Annotated in this window: 12 protein-coding genes and 1 pseudogene; 3 read left to right on the forward strand and 10 right to left on the reverse strand. The window is 45.9% G+C overall.

What is annotated here, in order from left to right; translation table 11 throughout:
* The first annotated feature begins 144 nt into the window (after positions 1-144).
* Together V6N89_RS04580 and V6N89_RS04585 are read left to right on the forward strand one after the other, a co-directional pair.
* Positions 145-1,056, forward strand: coding sequence for an ExeA family protein (locus tag V6N89_RS04580; protein WP_202264015.1), 912 nt, complete (start codon positions 145-147; stop codon positions 1,054-1,056).
* Positions 1,049-2,164, forward strand: coding sequence for a general secretion pathway protein GspB (locus V6N89_RS04585; RefSeq protein WP_346993477.1), 1,116 nt, complete (start codon positions 1,049-1,051; stop codon positions 2,162-2,164). Before V6N89_RS04580 ends, V6N89_RS04585 begins: the two co-directional genes overlap by 8 nt.
* Positions 2,165-2,252: 88 nt before the next feature.
* Here the strand turns inward: V6N89_RS04585 and V6N89_RS04590 are convergent, their stop codons facing one another.
* The 10 genes and pseudogenes from V6N89_RS04590 to mutS form a co-directional block, all read right to left on the reverse strand.
* Complete coding sequence (locus V6N89_RS04590; protein WP_338520220.1) at positions 2,253-3,458, reverse strand: HD-GYP domain-containing protein; 1,206 nt, start codon at positions 3,456-3,458, stop codon at positions 2,253-2,255.
* Positions 3,459-3,689: 231 nt separating this feature from the next.
* Positions 3,690-4,295, reverse strand: a complete 606-nt coding sequence (gene leuD / locus V6N89_RS04595; RefSeq protein WP_346993478.1) for a 3-isopropylmalate dehydratase small subunit — start codon at positions 4,293-4,295, stop codon at positions 3,690-3,692.
* Between the two features lie 3 nt (positions 4,296-4,298).
* On the reverse strand, positions 4,299-5,699 hold the full coding sequence (leuC, locus tag V6N89_RS04600; RefSeq protein ID WP_346993479.1) for a 3-isopropylmalate dehydratase large subunit: 1,401 nt from the start codon (positions 5,697-5,699) through the stop codon (positions 4,299-4,301).
* 9 nt (positions 5,700-5,708) lie between these two features.
* Positions 5,709-6,806: a 3-isopropylmalate dehydrogenase gene (gene leuB / locus V6N89_RS04605; RefSeq protein WP_338516540.1), complete on the reverse strand. Its 1,098-nt coding sequence runs from the start codon at positions 6,804-6,806 to the stop codon at positions 5,709-5,711.
* Positions 6,807-8,367 (reverse strand): annotated as a pseudogene (leuA, locus tag V6N89_RS04610) (2-isopropylmalate synthase).
* The gene (locus V6N89_RS04615; protein ID WP_226432370.1) at positions 8,342-8,575 is read right to left on the reverse strand and encodes a hypothetical protein; all 234 of its coding nucleotides are present in this window, start codon (positions 8,573-8,575) and stop codon (positions 8,342-8,344) included. The pseudogene leuA and the gene V6N89_RS04615 overlap by 26 nt, the downstream one beginning before the upstream one ends.
* 240 nt (positions 8,576-8,815) lie before the next feature.
* Positions 8,816-9,538 (reverse strand): hypothetical protein, encoded by a 723-nt coding sequence (locus V6N89_RS04620; RefSeq protein WP_338516541.1) that lies wholly within the window; start codon positions 9,536-9,538, stop codon positions 8,816-8,818.
* 128 nt (positions 9,539-9,666) lie between these two features.
* Entirely contained in the window at positions 9,667-10,959 is a 1,293-nt protein-coding gene (gene eno / locus V6N89_RS04625; RefSeq protein ID WP_338516542.1) for a phosphopyruvate hydratase, read from the reverse strand.
* Positions 10,960-11,017: 58 nt separating this feature from the next.
* The gene (locus tag V6N89_RS04630; protein ID WP_338516543.1) at positions 11,018-12,649 is read right to left on the reverse strand and encodes a CTP synthase; all 1,632 of its coding nucleotides are present in this window, start codon (positions 12,647-12,649) and stop codon (positions 11,018-11,020) included.
* A 145-nt stretch (positions 12,650-12,794) separates the two neighbouring features.
* The gene (gene mutS / locus V6N89_RS04635; protein ID WP_346993781.1) at positions 12,795-15,368 is read right to left on the reverse strand and encodes a DNA mismatch repair protein MutS; all 2,574 of its coding nucleotides are present in this window, start codon (positions 15,366-15,368) and stop codon (positions 12,795-12,797) included.
* A 189-nt stretch (positions 15,369-15,557) separates the two neighbouring features.
* Here mutS and V6N89_RS04640 point away from each other — a divergent pair, with 189 nt between their 5' ends.
* Positions 15,558-16,097: a CinA family protein gene (locus V6N89_RS04640; RefSeq protein ID WP_346993480.1), complete on the forward strand. Its 540-nt coding sequence runs from the start codon at positions 15,558-15,560 to the stop codon at positions 16,095-16,097.
* The last annotated feature ends 77 nt before the right edge of the window (positions 16,098-16,174 follow it).

The following is a 16,174-nucleotide window of genomic DNA, read 5'->3' on the forward strand; positions in this document are numbered from 1 at the left end:
AAATATGACGCGAAGTATACCAATCTTAAAGATAATTTCGCAGTGTATGGGCTATCTGCTCCATTCATTATTGTTTCAGTGCTTTCACTAAGGCCTAGCGTCTGGTAGTTTAATCGTCGTTTTTAACTATTTTTAGCAGCGACCATGTATTTGAATTACTTCGGGTTAAGCGATAATCCTTTTTCTATCGCGCCAAACCCCGATTATTTGTATATGAGCCCTAGGCACAAGGAAGCGTTAGCCCATTTAACGTTTGGGCTAAGAGAAAGCGGCGGTTTTGTTATGCTTACAGGTGAAGTAGGTACAGGCAAAACAACGGTGTCGAGAAAGCTACTTCAGCAGCTACCTGATAATACGCAGGTGGCTATGATTTTAAACCCAACGCTTTCTGCGCTTGAGCTTTTGGCGACGGTGTGTGATGAACTTGGGCTTGAGTATCAGCCTCAACAAGCCAGCCTTAAGTACTTCACCGACTTAATTCTTAGTAAGTTAGCCGAAAATCATCAAGCGGGTATTAACACGGTATTGATGGTTGACGAGGCGCAACATTTATTACCTGAAGTGCTTGAGCAACTTCGCTTGCTAACCAATTTGGAAACTAACCGTGAAAAGTTACTTAAGGTAGTGCTAATAGGTCAACCAGAACTACAGCAATTACTAAAGCGTAACGAGCTGCGCCAACTCGCGCAGCGTATTACCGCTAGGTACCACCTTCTGCCGCTAACCGCGCCCGAAGTGAGCGCTTACATAGCGCACCGCCTCAGCGTGGCTGATGGTGACATAAGCATTTTCAGTAAGTCGACACTGCGTGCGGTCCATCAAATTACGGGCGGTATACCTCGCGTGATTAACTTGTTGTGCGACAGAGCACTGACATTATCGTTTACTAAGCAACACGCGGTAGTACAAAAGCCCATATTCTTAGCGGCTGCAGAGCAAATCTTAGGCGATGACGTAGTGAGTCAGCGCGTACAAAGTCAACGTAAGTGGGTGTTAGTGGCGACCTTTGTAATAGCAATTCTGTGTGGCTATGGGGTAGGGAGCTTGTATGTCTAATGTAGTTTCAATAGATAAGCTCAAGCCTGGCATGGTGATCGTTCAAATCACTCAACAAAATGGATCGGTAAAAATAAGAAAGTCTGGGCTTGTGACAAGTGAGGCCATGGTGCAGGGCTTGTCTGAAATGGGCGTTCAAGAACTGGAAATCGACCCTGAACAAACCGTAGAAATAGCCCTTGCGGTAGGACAGCATCGCACGCAAACACAAGCGTTACTTCGTGGTCAGCACGACACGTCTGCTAAATTCGATAAATCGCTTAACGAGCAGTTTAACCGTAGTCTATTCCTGCCAACTGTCGAAAGCTTACCTTCTGCTTGGAAAATATACAGTAAGCAGGTGGCAACGTTTGCCATTGTAATCTTAGGTGGTTTGGCTATTGGGTTTACGGGTGCAACAACCGAACGCTGGTGGCCTGTTATCACAGGTAAATTGTCAGAAAATTCTGTAGCCCAAAGTGTTCCACCCGCCTCAGATGTTGTGCCTAGTGGGCCTACCAGTGAAAAAGCGGCCTCAAATAATGATAGTGGACAAGTTGCTAAAGGCGATTTGAGTACAGTGGGAAAAACAGCGCCTGAATCGGGTACAAATTTAGATACTCCCTCAGCGGGTAGCTTGTCAGAACCAGTTGTTCAAAACAGCGCGCTTGAATCTGCGCAAGTACCTTCTGTTAAAAGTACGTCTGTGTCTCAGCCTCAAACACCAGACAATGACTATGAGGGAAGAGTATTAAATGACGGGCAAAACAATTCAGATGTATCGGTGTCGCCTGAATTGATGGCAAAATTCAACGCTGCGGTAAAAGCGCTAGACTCGCAAGCTCGCGACGATACTGAAGAAGCTGAGATTCCCGTAACGACAAGAGATGACATCCCTCGCGTAGACCAACTTCCAGTGCGACTTTTAACGCGTCTACCCACCATGAACTTTAGTGCACACATGTATGCTTCTCGCCCGTCTGACCGATGGGTGCGTGTAAATGGGCGACAGATGGGAGAAGGAGAGTGGATTGCCGATAAGGTACAAATTGTCAATATTGAAGCCCAGCGCGTAGTACTCTCTTTTGAGGATGAGCTATTTACTATGGCTGCATTAACCGACTGGTAAACGCTAACCTAATCGAGAACCAAAAAGGCCACATGCGTTTATCGCTGTGGCCTTTTTTAGTTTTATTGACGACTAAGGTAGATGAAATCTAGAGAGGCATTTGGTTTACGAAGACATCTTTAAAAAACTTTGGAAGGTTTAAATTGAATTCTTCTGGTCTAACACCTGATACAATTTCGTCGTCGTGAACGGCTAAGTCAATGCGTTTCACTTCATTGAAATGCTGAGACGTAACACTATAGAACGTCATTATCTGAGGACTTACAGGATCTTTCGGGTTAACTCTACTGACAATACCGAGCTTGCCACTTTTTAATCTTACCAGTGAGCCCACTGGGTGCACGCCAATGCATTGAATAAACTGTTTAACCAAATCTTGGTCGAGATGCTCTGAATTCGTCAAGCGCTTAAGCGCCTGAGTTGGTGTAATACTGTCTTTGTGTTTGCGGTTGGACGTCATGGCATCGTACGCGTCTACAATAGCTGCAATACGCGCAAATTCACTTATCTCTTCACCAGCAAGGCCTTTCGGATAGCCGCTGCCGTCCACGTGTTCATGATGCTGTTCAATAATGTTGAGAGATAAGTCTGATATTTCGCCGCATTGCTCAACAAGGTCTACACCAATTTCCACATGGGTTTTCATGACTTCCCAATCATCACTAGAGAACTTTCCAGTGTTGTTTCTAATTTCATCTGGGAGCGATGACATGCCAATATCCATCAGCAAAATACCTAAGCTGACTTGTTCGATGGTATCTCTGTCGTAACCGAGGTACTCGCAAAATATACCGCCTAAGATGCTGCAATTTATTGAGTGTTCCAATAAGTACTTATCGGTTTCTTTTATCATCGTTAGGCAGCTGAGCGCGTCTTTATTGTCGAAAACACTTTCTATTAGGCTTTCAGATAACGACTCCATAGGTGATAGGTCTTTCACCGCACCATTTTTGAGGCCTTTCAAAAAGCTGCTTTGTATTGTCAGTGCATTTTCGTAAAGGTCGCTCGCCTCGCTGATGGACTCTCTGCCAACGGGCTTGGCGACTGCTTTAGGTCTGTCTTCATTAACTTTATCTTGAGTTGCTAGAGAAGGCGTTGAGGTTTTTGTTTCGGGAAGCTTTGACTTTGCCATGTCTACTTCTAGCACTAAAATACCTTTAGCTTTTAACGCGTTGATAATGGCTTGTGTCTTTACAATCCCTTTAGAGCGCATTTTTAGTGCGCCTTTTTGTTCAAGTACTTGATTGACGTACATCCCTGGTATCAATTCATCAATAGGTACTTGTTCTAGCATCATCTCTCCTGCTAGGTCTTGGTTTGACCACTTAATATTACTTACAATAGGTGTGAATGCTACGATAATCCACTGAAAAAGGTGAGTTGTTTCGTCTTTTTTTGAATCAATTAGACGTAGTATATGCGAAAAAAACGACATACACCGCGTTTAGTAATGCGTGCATGCCGTTTTTAATGCATTGCCATTAAATATAAAGTTTAAGCGATGTTGCCTATAAGCTATCGCAATCTACAGCCATGCTGGCTGATTCTTCTCAAAAGTCTCGATAGCGCTTGTAAGCTCTAACGTTTGACCAATAGCATCTAAACCTTTAATTAGGTTATTTTTATGATGCTCGGCAATATCGAAGCTGAAACTAATATCGTTGAAGTTCACAGATTGCGCTGGAAGATCAACAGTAATCTTAGTTGCTGGATCAGCTTTTACCGCAGCAAATAAAGCGTCCATTTGTTCGCTTGATAGCGCCACTGGCACTAACTGATTATTGATGCAGTTACCGTAAAAGATATCTGCAAAGCTGGTGGCAATTACCGCTTTAAAACCAAAATCGGCCAACGCCCATGGCGCGTGTTCGCGGCTTGAGCCACAGCCGAAGTTTTCGCGAGCCAGCAGCAGACTTGCGCTTTTGTGCTCTGGCTTGTTTAACGCAAACGCAGGGTTTGGTTCTTTTTCTTCTAAATCCAAATAGCGCCAGTCGTGAAACAAATGTTTGCCGTAGCCTGCACGAGTTACATAGGTTAGAAACTGTTTTGGAATTATTTGGTCGGTATCGACATTAGCTTGGTCAAGTGGCGCAGCAATGCCTGTGTGTTGTGTAAAACCTTGTTCAGACATAACTTACTCCTGATAATCTCGTACGTCAGCAAAGCGACCAGTAATCGCCGCAGCCGCTGCCATTGCAGGGCTTACTAAGTGAGTGCGTGCACCGCGGCCCTGTCTGCCTTCAAAGTTACGGTTGCTGGTAGAAGCACATCTATCGCCTGCTACTAATTTGTCGTCATTCATTCCAAGGCACATTGAGCAGCCCGGCAAACGCCATTCAAAACCCGCATCGATAAAGATTTTATCTAAACCCTCGGCCTCTGCTTGGCGCTTAACATTACCCGACCCTGGAACCACTATAGCTGTTACTGAATTGGCTACTTTGCCGCGCTTGGCAATTTGCGCTGCGGCGCGCATGTCTTCAATACGTCCGTTAGTGCACGAGCCGATAAATACGTGGTTAACGGCAACGTCGGCAAGTTTTTCGCCCGGTTGTAGACCCATGTATTTAAGTGCTTTTACCGCACTTTCTTTTTCAATTGGGTCGTTGAAATCTTCTGGCGCTGGAACTGGTGTATTTACGCCAATTACTTGGCCTGGATTGGTTCCCCACGTAACCTGAGGCGCGATATCTGCCGCTTCAAGCTCAACGACAGTGTCAAAGGTAGCGCCTTCTTCGGTGTAAAGGGTTTTCCAGTAAGCGACTGCGTCTTCCCAGTCTTGGCCTTTAGGTGCGTATTCACGCCCCTCAAGATAAGCAAAGGTTTTTTCATCTGGTGCAACAAGACCAGCTTTAGCACCCGCTTCGATGCTCATATTACATACGGTCATGCGCTCTTCCATGCTTAAACCCCGAATGGCCTCGCCCGCATATTCAATGACATGGTAAGTAGCGCTAGCATGGCCAATTTTACCGATAATGGCAAGAATGATGTCTTTTGCGGTAATACCCACTGGAAGCTTTCCATTTACGTTGATAAGCATGCTTTTCGCGCGGCTTTGCTTCAACGTTTGTGTAGCCAGTACGTGCTCTACCTGAGAAGTACCAATACCAAAAGCCAGTGCCCCAAATGCACCATGAGTTGCAGTGTGAGAGTCTCCACATACCACTGTCATACCTGGCTGAATTAATCCTAATTCCGGGCCCATGACGTGCACAATACCTTGCTTTTGGTGACCTACTGGAAATAACTGTATGCCGTGTTCTTCACAGTTTTTTGCCAAGGTTTGTAACTGAAGCGCATTGGCTGGGCCACATGCATCAATTGCCAGTGAACGGGTTGAAATACTGTGATCCATGGTGCCAACAGTGCGATCAGGACGTCGTACTTTACGGCCTTTTTCATTGAGGCCAGCGAATGCCTGAGGCGATGTCACTTCGTGAATTAGGTGGCGGTCTATATAAATTAAGCTGTCTTCACCAATTTGGTCGATAATGTGGGCTTGCCACACTTTGTCATATAAGGTCTTGGCCATGAGGGTGTTTTACTCCTGCGCCATTAATTGTTTAACGATTTCATCGCCTACTTGAGACGTGCTCGCCGCTTGGCTGCGTTTGTCAGAAGGGAGTAACTCGCCTGTAAGTACACCTGCTTCTAATGTTGCAACAACGGCTTTTTCAATAGCGTCTGCTGCATTACCTAAGTTCAAGCTAAAACGCAGCATCATGGCGGCTGATAAAATTTGTGCAATAGGGTTTGCTATACCTTGGCCTGCAATATCAGGCGCTGAACCGCCTGCTGGCTCGTAAAGACCAAAGCCATCTTCGTTCATACTTGCCGATGGTAACAAGCCCATAGAGCCTGTCATCATGGCGCATTCATCAGAAACGATATCACCAAAAAGGTTTGAACATAGCATGACATCGAATTGCGCCGGGTTTTTCATAATTTGCATGGTGGCGTTATCGATATAGATGTGGTCAAGCTCAACATCCGGGTAGTCTTTTGCGACTTCCTCTGCAATCTCACGCCATAAACGACTGGTTACCAACACGTTGGCTTTGTCTACGGAGGTAACTTTGCCGCGACGTTTTTGCGCCGCTTCAAATGCTGCAATAGCTATTCGGCGAATTTCACGTTTGCTATAGCGCATAGTGTCATAGGCGAACTCTTCTTCGCCTTCACCTTCACGGCCTTTTGGCTGACCAAAATAAATGCCGCTTGTTAATTCGCGCACTACCAAAACGTCTACGCCTGATTTGGCAATGTCTTCGCGAAGCGGAGACAAGCTTTCAAGGCCCGGATAAATGCGCGCTGGGCGTAAGTTACTGAATAAGTCAAAATGGCTGCGAAGGGTAAGTAGCGCAGCACGTTCCGGGCGCTGTTCAAGTGGTAGCGTGTCCCACTTAGGGCCGCCAATACTGCCAAATAAAATGGCATCGGCTTGCTCACAACCTAACAGCGTTTTTGAGGGCAAGGCTTCGCCTTCAGTATCAATGGCGTAGCCACCTACCGGGTATGCAGTGCGGTTTAGGGTGACGTTAAACTTCTTTTCAACAGCATCTAAAACCTTGTTGGCTTCCTGCATAACTTCTGGGCCGATACCGTCTCCGGCTAATACGGCAATTGAATACTGGCTCATTTAAACTCCTGCAACGCGTTCTTGTTGGTTTTTCTGCTGATCGATTTTGTCAGCTAAATAAGTGTTGTTTAGTACAAATATCAGTGCTTTTACACCTGCTTCTACGATGTCTGTGGCAAGGCCAATACCGTGAAAGCGGCGGCCTTTGTAAGTGGCAATAACGCTCACTTGTGCCAAGGCGTCGGCACCTTCACCTTTTGAATCTAGTTTAAAGTCGACAACTTCTAAGTCTTCGTGACCTAGTATAGACATAATGGCTTTATAAGCCGCGTCTACCGGGCCGTTACCAATGCTGGATTGGGTAATTTCTTCAGTGCCCACTTTCATTTTTACTGTAGCGCTTGGGATAATTTCACGCCCTGAGTTCGCTTGAAGATAAAGCAGCTGGAAGTGCGCTTGGTCGTGTTTTTGTTTGTCAAAGAACAACAAAGCTTCAAGGTCATAGTCGTACACTTGGCCTTTCTTATCAGCTAACTTTAAGAAGGCGTCATAGACTGCTTCTAAGTCGTAATCTTCAGTCTTATAACCAAGCTCGGTTAAGCGATGTTTGATCACATGGCGACCCGAGCGAGAGGTAAGATTAAGGTTGTTCTTATTTATGCCCACACTTTCCGGGGTCATAATTTCATACGTGTTTTGCGCTTTTAAGACACCGTCTTGGTGAATACCCGAAGAGTGACTAAATGCATTTGCCCCTACAATAGCTTTGTTGGCTTGAACCTGCATATTACAAAGCTGGCTGACCAGCTTCGATGTACGTGAAATCTCAGTAGAGTTAATATTGGTGTCAAAACCTAGCATGTTCTTACGGGTTTGTAAGATCATGGCTATTTCTTCAAGTGATGCATTATAGGCACGTTCGCCGATACCATTGATGGTGCATTCAACTTGTCTCGCACCTTGCTCTACCGCAGCCAATGAGTTTGCTACCGCTAACCCTAAATCGTTATGGCAATGTACAGAGATAGTTGCTTTGTCTATGTTAGGGACGCGATTAAATAATTGCTGGATAATGCCGCCAAACTCAGTTGGTGTGGTGTAGCCTACGGTATCTGGGATGTTGACGGTTGTAGCACCCGCCTCAATGGCGGCTTCAACCATGCGACATAAATAATCGATATGAGTACGGCTAGGCGTCTTCGCACGAAAACTCTACGTCATCGGTATATTGTCTGGCGTGTTTTACTGCTTTTACCGCCATCTCTACAATTTCGTCTTGAGACTTTCGAAGTTTGGCGCCTACGTGAATTTCAGACGTCGCAATAAAGGTGTGAATTCGGAACTGTTCTGCAACGCTCAATGCTTGTCCACATGCGTCAATATCACCTGGCAATGCACGAGATAACCCGCAAACAATAGAGTTTTTAACCTCCTTTGCAATCATTTGTACAGAACGGAAGTCTCCTGGCGACGATACAGGAAATCCTGCTTCAATAATATCAACGCCTAAGCGTTCGAGCGCCAGTGCAATCTGTAACTTCTCTTTGGCACTTAGGCTGGCAGGCAGTGCCTGCTCGCCGTCTCGCAATGTGGTATCAAAGATCTTCACTTGATTTGTCATGACGCTCTCTCAGTTGAATAGTTAAAAAAAAACCCGTGCTTGGCACGGGTTTTTGTATGTTTAATCGCTGGTCGCAATCTACCCGTGCAGTCTGGCTGCCATAAGGAGTAGAGATAGAAGAATGAAACGAGTACGCATGTGCTGTTGTTTCTTTGCTGACCAAGTTGATAGCGACAATGTAACCATGTGAGCGCAACAGGTCAACCATTGATTTCTATAATGACTATATTTTTAGTGTATAAAAGTCACATTTTAATTATTTAGGATGTTTGTCCTAATATGTTTGGTCGCAGAGATGATTATTTGGCTTTTTTCACAATTCGATATACTTAGTAGTTGCACTATTAGTAGTAGTTAGGATGTTTGTACTAAATTGATGGCGTACGGGCGTGGGTTGTTTTTGGTTTTTTATGCTTTTTAATAGGGTTTTTATTCTCATTTGTCCGCATTATTTGTTAGGCCGCGTAAAGTTCTTCCAGTTGATTTGGGTCGATAAACGCATTTCACGTAAGGTCAATGCCCGAGGTGAACGCTTCGATTTAAAGCTCCATGCATGGCCACAGCATGCAGCAGTTATTATCGGTTTTGAAGGTCGAAGTAAAACCTTGTTACGAACAGAAAGAGCCTTAGGTGAAGAAAAGTCGTCAAGCTGTGTGGATGAATTAATGTTCTCCCCTGAATTTGCAAACCACCCACTCTTATTGAGGTGAAGTTGTGTGTTGTCTTGATTGACCATATCAATTGAATCAAGCTCAATATGCGAACCCTCTATACTTAACACTAAAACGGGTACAACGAGACCATATTCTGCATTTTTCTTATACCAAATTTTACGTTTTTCGGTGTCATCTAAGTGATTTATTCCTGGGCATTTCTGCGATTGTTTCGCATACCAGCTACCGTTGTGTGTGTCGACTTTTAGCGGCGATGGGTTAGTTGAAGTGTCGTTGTTGACCATGTATCTCGCAATCGCTTTTACGTGATAGGGTAGGCCGCCCATTCGACGCTTCAGTAATGAAAGGTTCGTTATTTCACTGTGGGCAAGAGAGATAACCTCTCTTTCATACAAGGCCGTACATATCTCATTGAACTGCGGATGGCTTGCGCCTAGTTCGCCTGCCTCATTAAAAAAGCCAACTTGAGAGTGAGAAAGTTTGTCGCCTACAGCCATTGGGGGTCGGATACTTATTAGTCTTTTCTTAACCCTAGCAAGATTCGTTGCTTCATGCTACTTAGATTAAAAAGTGCGCACAAAAAAGCCGCTAATGTTAGCGGCTTTGTATTGCTTCTAAGGCAGTATTACTGACCTTTGATTTCGCTACGACCTTTATAGGTAGCTGCATCGCCAAGCGCTTCTTCAATGCGAAGTAGCTGGTTGTACTTAGCAACACGGTCAGAACGGCATAGTGAACCCGTTTTGATTTGGCCTGCGGCTGTACCTACGGCAAGATCTGCAATTGTGGCATCTTCAGTTTCACCAGAGCGGTGAGAGATAACCGCAGTAAAGCCTGCGTCTTTTGCCATCTTAATTGCGTTAAGCGTTTCTGTTAGTGAACCGATTTGGTTGAACTTGATAAGGATTGAGTTACCAATGCCGTTATCGATACCGCGCTTAAGAATTTTAGTGTTAGTTACAAACAAGTCGTCACCAACAAGCTGTACTTTGTCACCAATTTTCTTAGTTAGGCTTGCCCAGCCGTCCCAGTCGCTTTCATCTAGGCCGTCTTCAATAGAAACGATTGGGTACTGTGAAGAAAGGTCAGCAAGATAGTCACCGAACGCTTCTGAATCAAAGCTCTTGTCTTCGCCAGATAGTACGTATTTGCCTTCTTTGTAGAATTCAGACGCCGCACAGTCTAGTGCAAGCGTGATGTCTTCATTCATTTTATAGCCAGCACTTTCAACTGCTTCTACGATTACCGCTAGTGCTTCAGCGTTTGAACTAAGGTTAGGCGCAAAACCACCTTCGTCGCCAACTGCCGTGTTAAGGCCTTTAGCAGAAAGTACTTTCTTAAGTGCGTGGAAGATTTCTGCACCCATACGTAGTGCTTCTTTGAAGCTCTTCGCGCCAACAGGCTGAACCATGAACTCTTGAATATCGACGTTGTTGTCAGCGTGCTCACCACCGTTGATGATGTTCATCATAGGTACTGGCATTGAGTATTGACCAGATGTACCGTTTAGGTCTGCAATGTGCTCGTAAAGCGCTACGCCTTTTTCAGCGGCCGCTGCTTTCGCTACTGCAAGTGAAACCGCTAGGATTGCGTTCGCGCCAAGGGTTTCTTTGTTCTCTGTACCATCAAGGTCAATCATGATGCCGTCGATGTCAGCTTGTGCTAATGCATCTTTGCCGATAAGTGCTGGCGCGATGGTATCGTTAACTGCTGCAACTGCCTTTGTTACACCTTTACCTAGGTAACGAGACTTGTCGCCGTCGCGTAGTTCTAGTGCTTCGCGGCTACCAGTAGAGGCACCAGAAGGTGCTGCAGCACGGCCCATAACGCCAGACTCTAAATATACATCTGCTTCTACTGTTGGATTACCACGAGAATCTAAGATCTCGCGTCCGATAATGCGACTAATTTTCGCCATGTTTTTTCCTCAACAATTGATTGGGGCGCAACGGGAGAGAGCGCCCCTTTATTAGAAATTAGTGATTTTCTTTCTGGTATTTGCCAGCCGCAGCTACAAAACCAGTAAATAATGGGTGTCCATCCCGAGGGGTTGAAGTGAACTCAGGGTGGAATTGGCCCGCAATGAACCATGGATGATCAGGGATTTCGACAACTTCTACAAGTCGCTTATCAGTGGACAAACCACTTACTTTTAAACCCGCAGCTTCAATTTGGTCACGCAAATTGTTATTAACTTCGTAACGATGGCGGTGACGTTCGTAAATTTCAGCACTGCCATACATTTCGTGCACTTTGGTGCCTTCAATAAGGTGGCAAAGTTGACTGCCTAGGCGCATTGTGCCACCAAGGTCTGACTGTTCTGTACGGGTTTCGGTAGTCCCTGCCGCGTCCAGCCATTCTGTAATAAGGCCTACCACTGGGTATGGTGTTTCAGTATCAAACTCAGTACTGTTTGCGTTTTCCATACCTGCCACATTACGTGCGTATTCGATAAGCGCGACTTGCATACCTAAACAAATGCCTAAGTAAGGCACCTTGTTTTCACGGGCATAACGGGCTGCTGCGATTTTACCCTCAATGCCGCGTTCACCAAAGCCGCCAGGTACCAAGATAGCGTCTAACTGCTCTAGAATTTGTGTGCCTTTGCTTTCCACATCTTGTGAGTCGATGTGATGAATATTCACGGTCAGACGGTTTTTAAGGCCTGCGTGCTTAAGCGCTTCGTTAACTGACTTATAGGCGTCTGGTAGCTCGACGTATTTACCTACCATACCAATGTTTACTTCAGCTGTAGGGTTAGACTCAGCGTAAAGTACTTGTTCCCACTCAGATAGGTCTGCTTCGTTGCACTCTAAGCCAAAGCGGTCTACCACTAGCTGGTCCATACCTTGTGCTTTAAGCGCCGCTGGAATGCGGTAGATGCTGTCTACGTCTTTCAATGAAATAACGGCTTTGTCTGCAACATTCGTGAAAAGTGCAATTTTAGAACGCTCGCTGGCTGGCAACGCGCCCACTGAGCGACATACTAAGATGTCTGGCTGGATACCAATTGAGCGAAGCTCTTTTACAGAGTGCTGAGTAGGCTTAGTTTTTACTTCACCTGATGCAGGCATATAAGGTACTAGCGTTAAGTGCATAAACATCGCACGTTCGCGGCCTACTTCAGTACCTAGCTGACGAATAGCTTCTAAGAAAGGTTGTGATTCGATATCACCTACCGTTCCGCCTACCTCTACAATAGCGACATCATGACCTTCAGCACCTTCAATTACACGGCGCTTGATTTCATTAGTGATGTGAGGAATAACCTGAATAGTAGCACCAAGGTAATCACCTCGACGTTCACGCTTCAATACTTCTTCATACACGCGACCGGTAGTGAAGTTGTTGCGTTTAGTCATGCGGGTGCGAATAAAACGCTCGTAGTGACCAAGATCAAGGTCGGTCTCAGCGCCGTCATCAGTAACAAATACTTCACCATGCTGAATAGGGCTCATAGTGCCTGGGTCGACGTTGATGTATGGGTCGAGTTTTAACATGGTTACGGTGAGACCGCGAGCTTCAAGAATTGCGGCCAACGATGCTGCAGCAATACCTTTACCTAGCGATGAAACTACACCACCTGTGACGAAAATATAATTTGTCATGCGAAACCTAGAACGTTTGGGTTGTATGGTAAATATAGGCTGAGTTTAGAACAAAACCAGCTACACTTTGGACGGGGCGATAGTATACGCAAAATCATGTGGGCAGACAATCAATTTGCCCACATGATGCACAATTTGTATGCGCTTAAGATTGGCTTAAGCGTTTTAATGTATAGATAAGATCAAGTGCTTGGCGAGGCGATAGTTCGTCTGGCGCTAAGTTCTCTAGGGCTTCTATAACTGGATGTGGTTTATCCGGGAACAGCATTTCGGCTTGACCGACGACAGAAGACCCCTTGGATTTAGCAGAGGTACTTTGGCTCGTTTTTTTCTCCTCATCGCTACTCATTATGTGCGACGACTCAAGAATAGCGAGCTTTTGCTGCGCAGCTTTTATCACCGGTTTAGGAACTCCGGCTAACTGTGCAACTTGTAAACCAAAACTCTTACTGGCAGCGCCCTCTGACACCGTGTGCATAAAGCGAATGGTATCTTCGTGCTCTATGGCATCAAGATGAACGTTTACCACGCCTGGCTGAGAATCAGGCAGTTCAGTAAGTTCGAAATAGTGCGTTGCAAATAACGTGTATGCATTTAGCTGCTTTGCGAGATAACTGGCACACGCCCACGCCAAGGATAAGCCATCGTACGTACTGGTTCCGCGACCAATCTCATCCATTAATACCAGTGAGTGTTCTGTGGCATTATTTAAGATATTCGCGGTTTCTGTCATTTCCACCATAAAGGTTGAACGTCCAGACGCCAAATCGTCAGAGGCACCAATGCGGGTGAAGATACGGTCTATCTTTCCAATATGCGCATTTTCAGCAGGCACAAAACTACCGATACAGGCCAGTAATGCAATGAGCGCCGTTTGGCGCATGTATGTCGATTTACCGCCCATATTAGGACCTGTGATGACTAGCATTCGTCGTGTATCGTTAAGCACAAGAGGGTTAGCGATAAACGGGTCCTTCATGACATTTTCGACAACAGGATGACGACCAGCGTCATAAGCTAGCGCGCATTCGTGACTTAACTGCGGACGGTGCCAGTCAAGCGAGAGCGCACGTTCTGCAAAACAACAGAGCACATCAAGTTTTGCCAACGCAGATGCAGTTTCAATCAGGTTATTAAGATAAGGCGCGAAGTTATCAAATAACGCCTCGTAAAGCTGCTTTTCAAGTGCAAGCGCCGCGCCTTGGCTGCTAAGTACCTTGTCTTCGTGCTCTTTTAACTCGGGCGTGATGTAGCGCTCGGTATTTTTTAAGGTTTGTCTGCGAATATACTCTGCTGGCGCTAAGGCACTATTTGCTCGGCTTATTTCAATGAAGAAACCGTGCACTTTGTTGTAGCCCACTTTAAGGGTAGAAATTCCAGTGCGCTCGCGTTCTCGCTGCTCCATAGCATCTAAGTAGTCGGTCGCACCTTGCGAAAGTTTGCGCAACTCATCAAGTTCAGCGTTGTAACCTTCAGCAATGACACCGCCATCGCGGATGACTACAGGTGGGTTGTCGATGATGGCTTCGTTCAATAACGCCTGTAGTTCAGGATAAGTGCCAATGATTTCGCTGATACTTTTTACTTGCCCTGTATCGAAACGGCCAAGGGCATCTTGCAAATCAGGCAGTGCGTTAAACGCATTTTTCAAACGCGCAAAGTCTCGAGGGCGAGCAGAGCGAAGCGCCAACCGCGCCATAATACGTTCTATGTCTCCGATGTGTTTTAGGGCGCCGCGAATGTCTTCTGGGTCATCGTTAATAAAGGTCTCTACTGCATCCAAACGGCTATGAAGCTCATGCTGGTCAGTAAGCGGTGAATGGATTATGCGCTGTAACATACGGCTACCCATGGCCGTAGTGGTGGTATCCATTACGCTAAATAAGGTGTTTTCCTGACCCCCAGATAGATTGTGAGTAAGCTCTAGGTTTCTGCGTGTGGCGGCGTCAAGCTGTACTCGGCTGTCTTGCTGCTCGGTTTGAATACGGCGAATGTGCGGTAATGCAGTTCGCTGAGTATCTTTTACATATTGTAAAACGCACCCTGCGGCACCTAAGCCTTTAGTGACCCCTTTGATACCAAAGCCGTCGAGGGTTTTTGTTTCAAACTGCGCATTTAGCTGCTCGTTAGCCGTGTCTATATCAAATTCCCACTCCGGGCGACGGCGAAGCCCTTTGCGGTTTTCAATCAGCGCTAGGCTCTCAAACCCTTCTGGGTAAAGCAACTCGGCGGGGTTTACTCGCTGTATTTCGGCAAGAAGCCCTTCATCGCTGTCGCTTTCAAAAATCACAAAGCGTCCGCTGGTAACATCAAGGGTAGCAAGGCCGTAGTGCATGCTGTGGCCGCACACCGCCGCTAGAATATTATCACGACGTTCCTCTAAGAGTGCTTCATCGGTTACTGTGCCAGGCGTTACAATACGCTGAACAGCACGCTCTACAGGGCCCTTACTGGTTGCTGGGTCGCCTACTTGCTCACAAATAGCAACAGATTCGCCCATTTTAACCAGGCGAGATAAGTAACTTTCAACCGCGTGATAGGGCACACCCGCCATAGGAATAGGCTCACCGCCTGACTTACCTCGAGCGGTTAAAGAAATATCCAACAGCTCGGCAGCTTTTTTGGCATCGTCATAAAACAACTCGTAAAAGTCACCCATGCGATAAAACAATAAAATATTCGGATGCTGCGCCTTAATAGTAAGGTATTGGCGCATCATGGGAGTATGTGATTCCAAAAAAAGCCTCTGTAATTTTGTTGCTGGGTTTAATGCCTGTTGAAGGGAATAAATGATAAACTCACGGCCATTAAGATCAAGCATGGATCTTATAAAGCGTATGCTTATAAAGAACAACCTTGCAAAGCGCATACTTATAAAAGCACAACAGGTGTAATCAGGTATAACGTTATGAATTCGACATTTTCAACTGAATCTAATGCAAACGCTAGCCCTTTACAGCTTGATAGCGCATTAACTGCACAAGTCTTGGCGCTAGGCGACGTGTTAAGGGAAAAAAAGTGGACGGTCTCTACAGCAGAGTCGTGCACAGGGGGCGGAGTTGCCTTTGCGTTTACAAGCGTTGCTGGCAGTTCAGATTGGTTTAATCAGTCGTGGGTGACCTATTCTAATGACGCAAAACAGCGCGAGCTTGGCGTTACTCTGCAAACACTTGAGCAATATGGTGCGGTATCAGAGAAAACGGTAAAAGAAATGGCCCAAGGCGTGTGTAGTAAAAGTGGTGCGCAGCTGGCGGTAACGGTTAGTGGAATAGCCGGGCCGGGGGGCGGTAGTGATGAAAAGCCGGTGGGCACCGTTTGGTTTGGGTTTGTTTGTGGTGATAGCACAGCACAGATAAAACAGGTGTTTAGTGGCGATCGTGACCAGGTGCGATGTGCTGCAATTTCCTTTGCCATCACCCATTTGATAAAAATGTTGAGTGAAAAATAAAAACACCGGTTGAAACTGTATGCTTGTACAGTATAGAATGCAGTCATCATTTGGTAGTGTTATTGATAACAACGCTA

The organism is Alteromonas gracilis (genome assembly GCF_036870955.2).
GTDB lineage: Bacteria > Pseudomonadota > Gammaproteobacteria > Enterobacterales > Alteromonadaceae > Alteromonas > Alteromonas gracilis_A.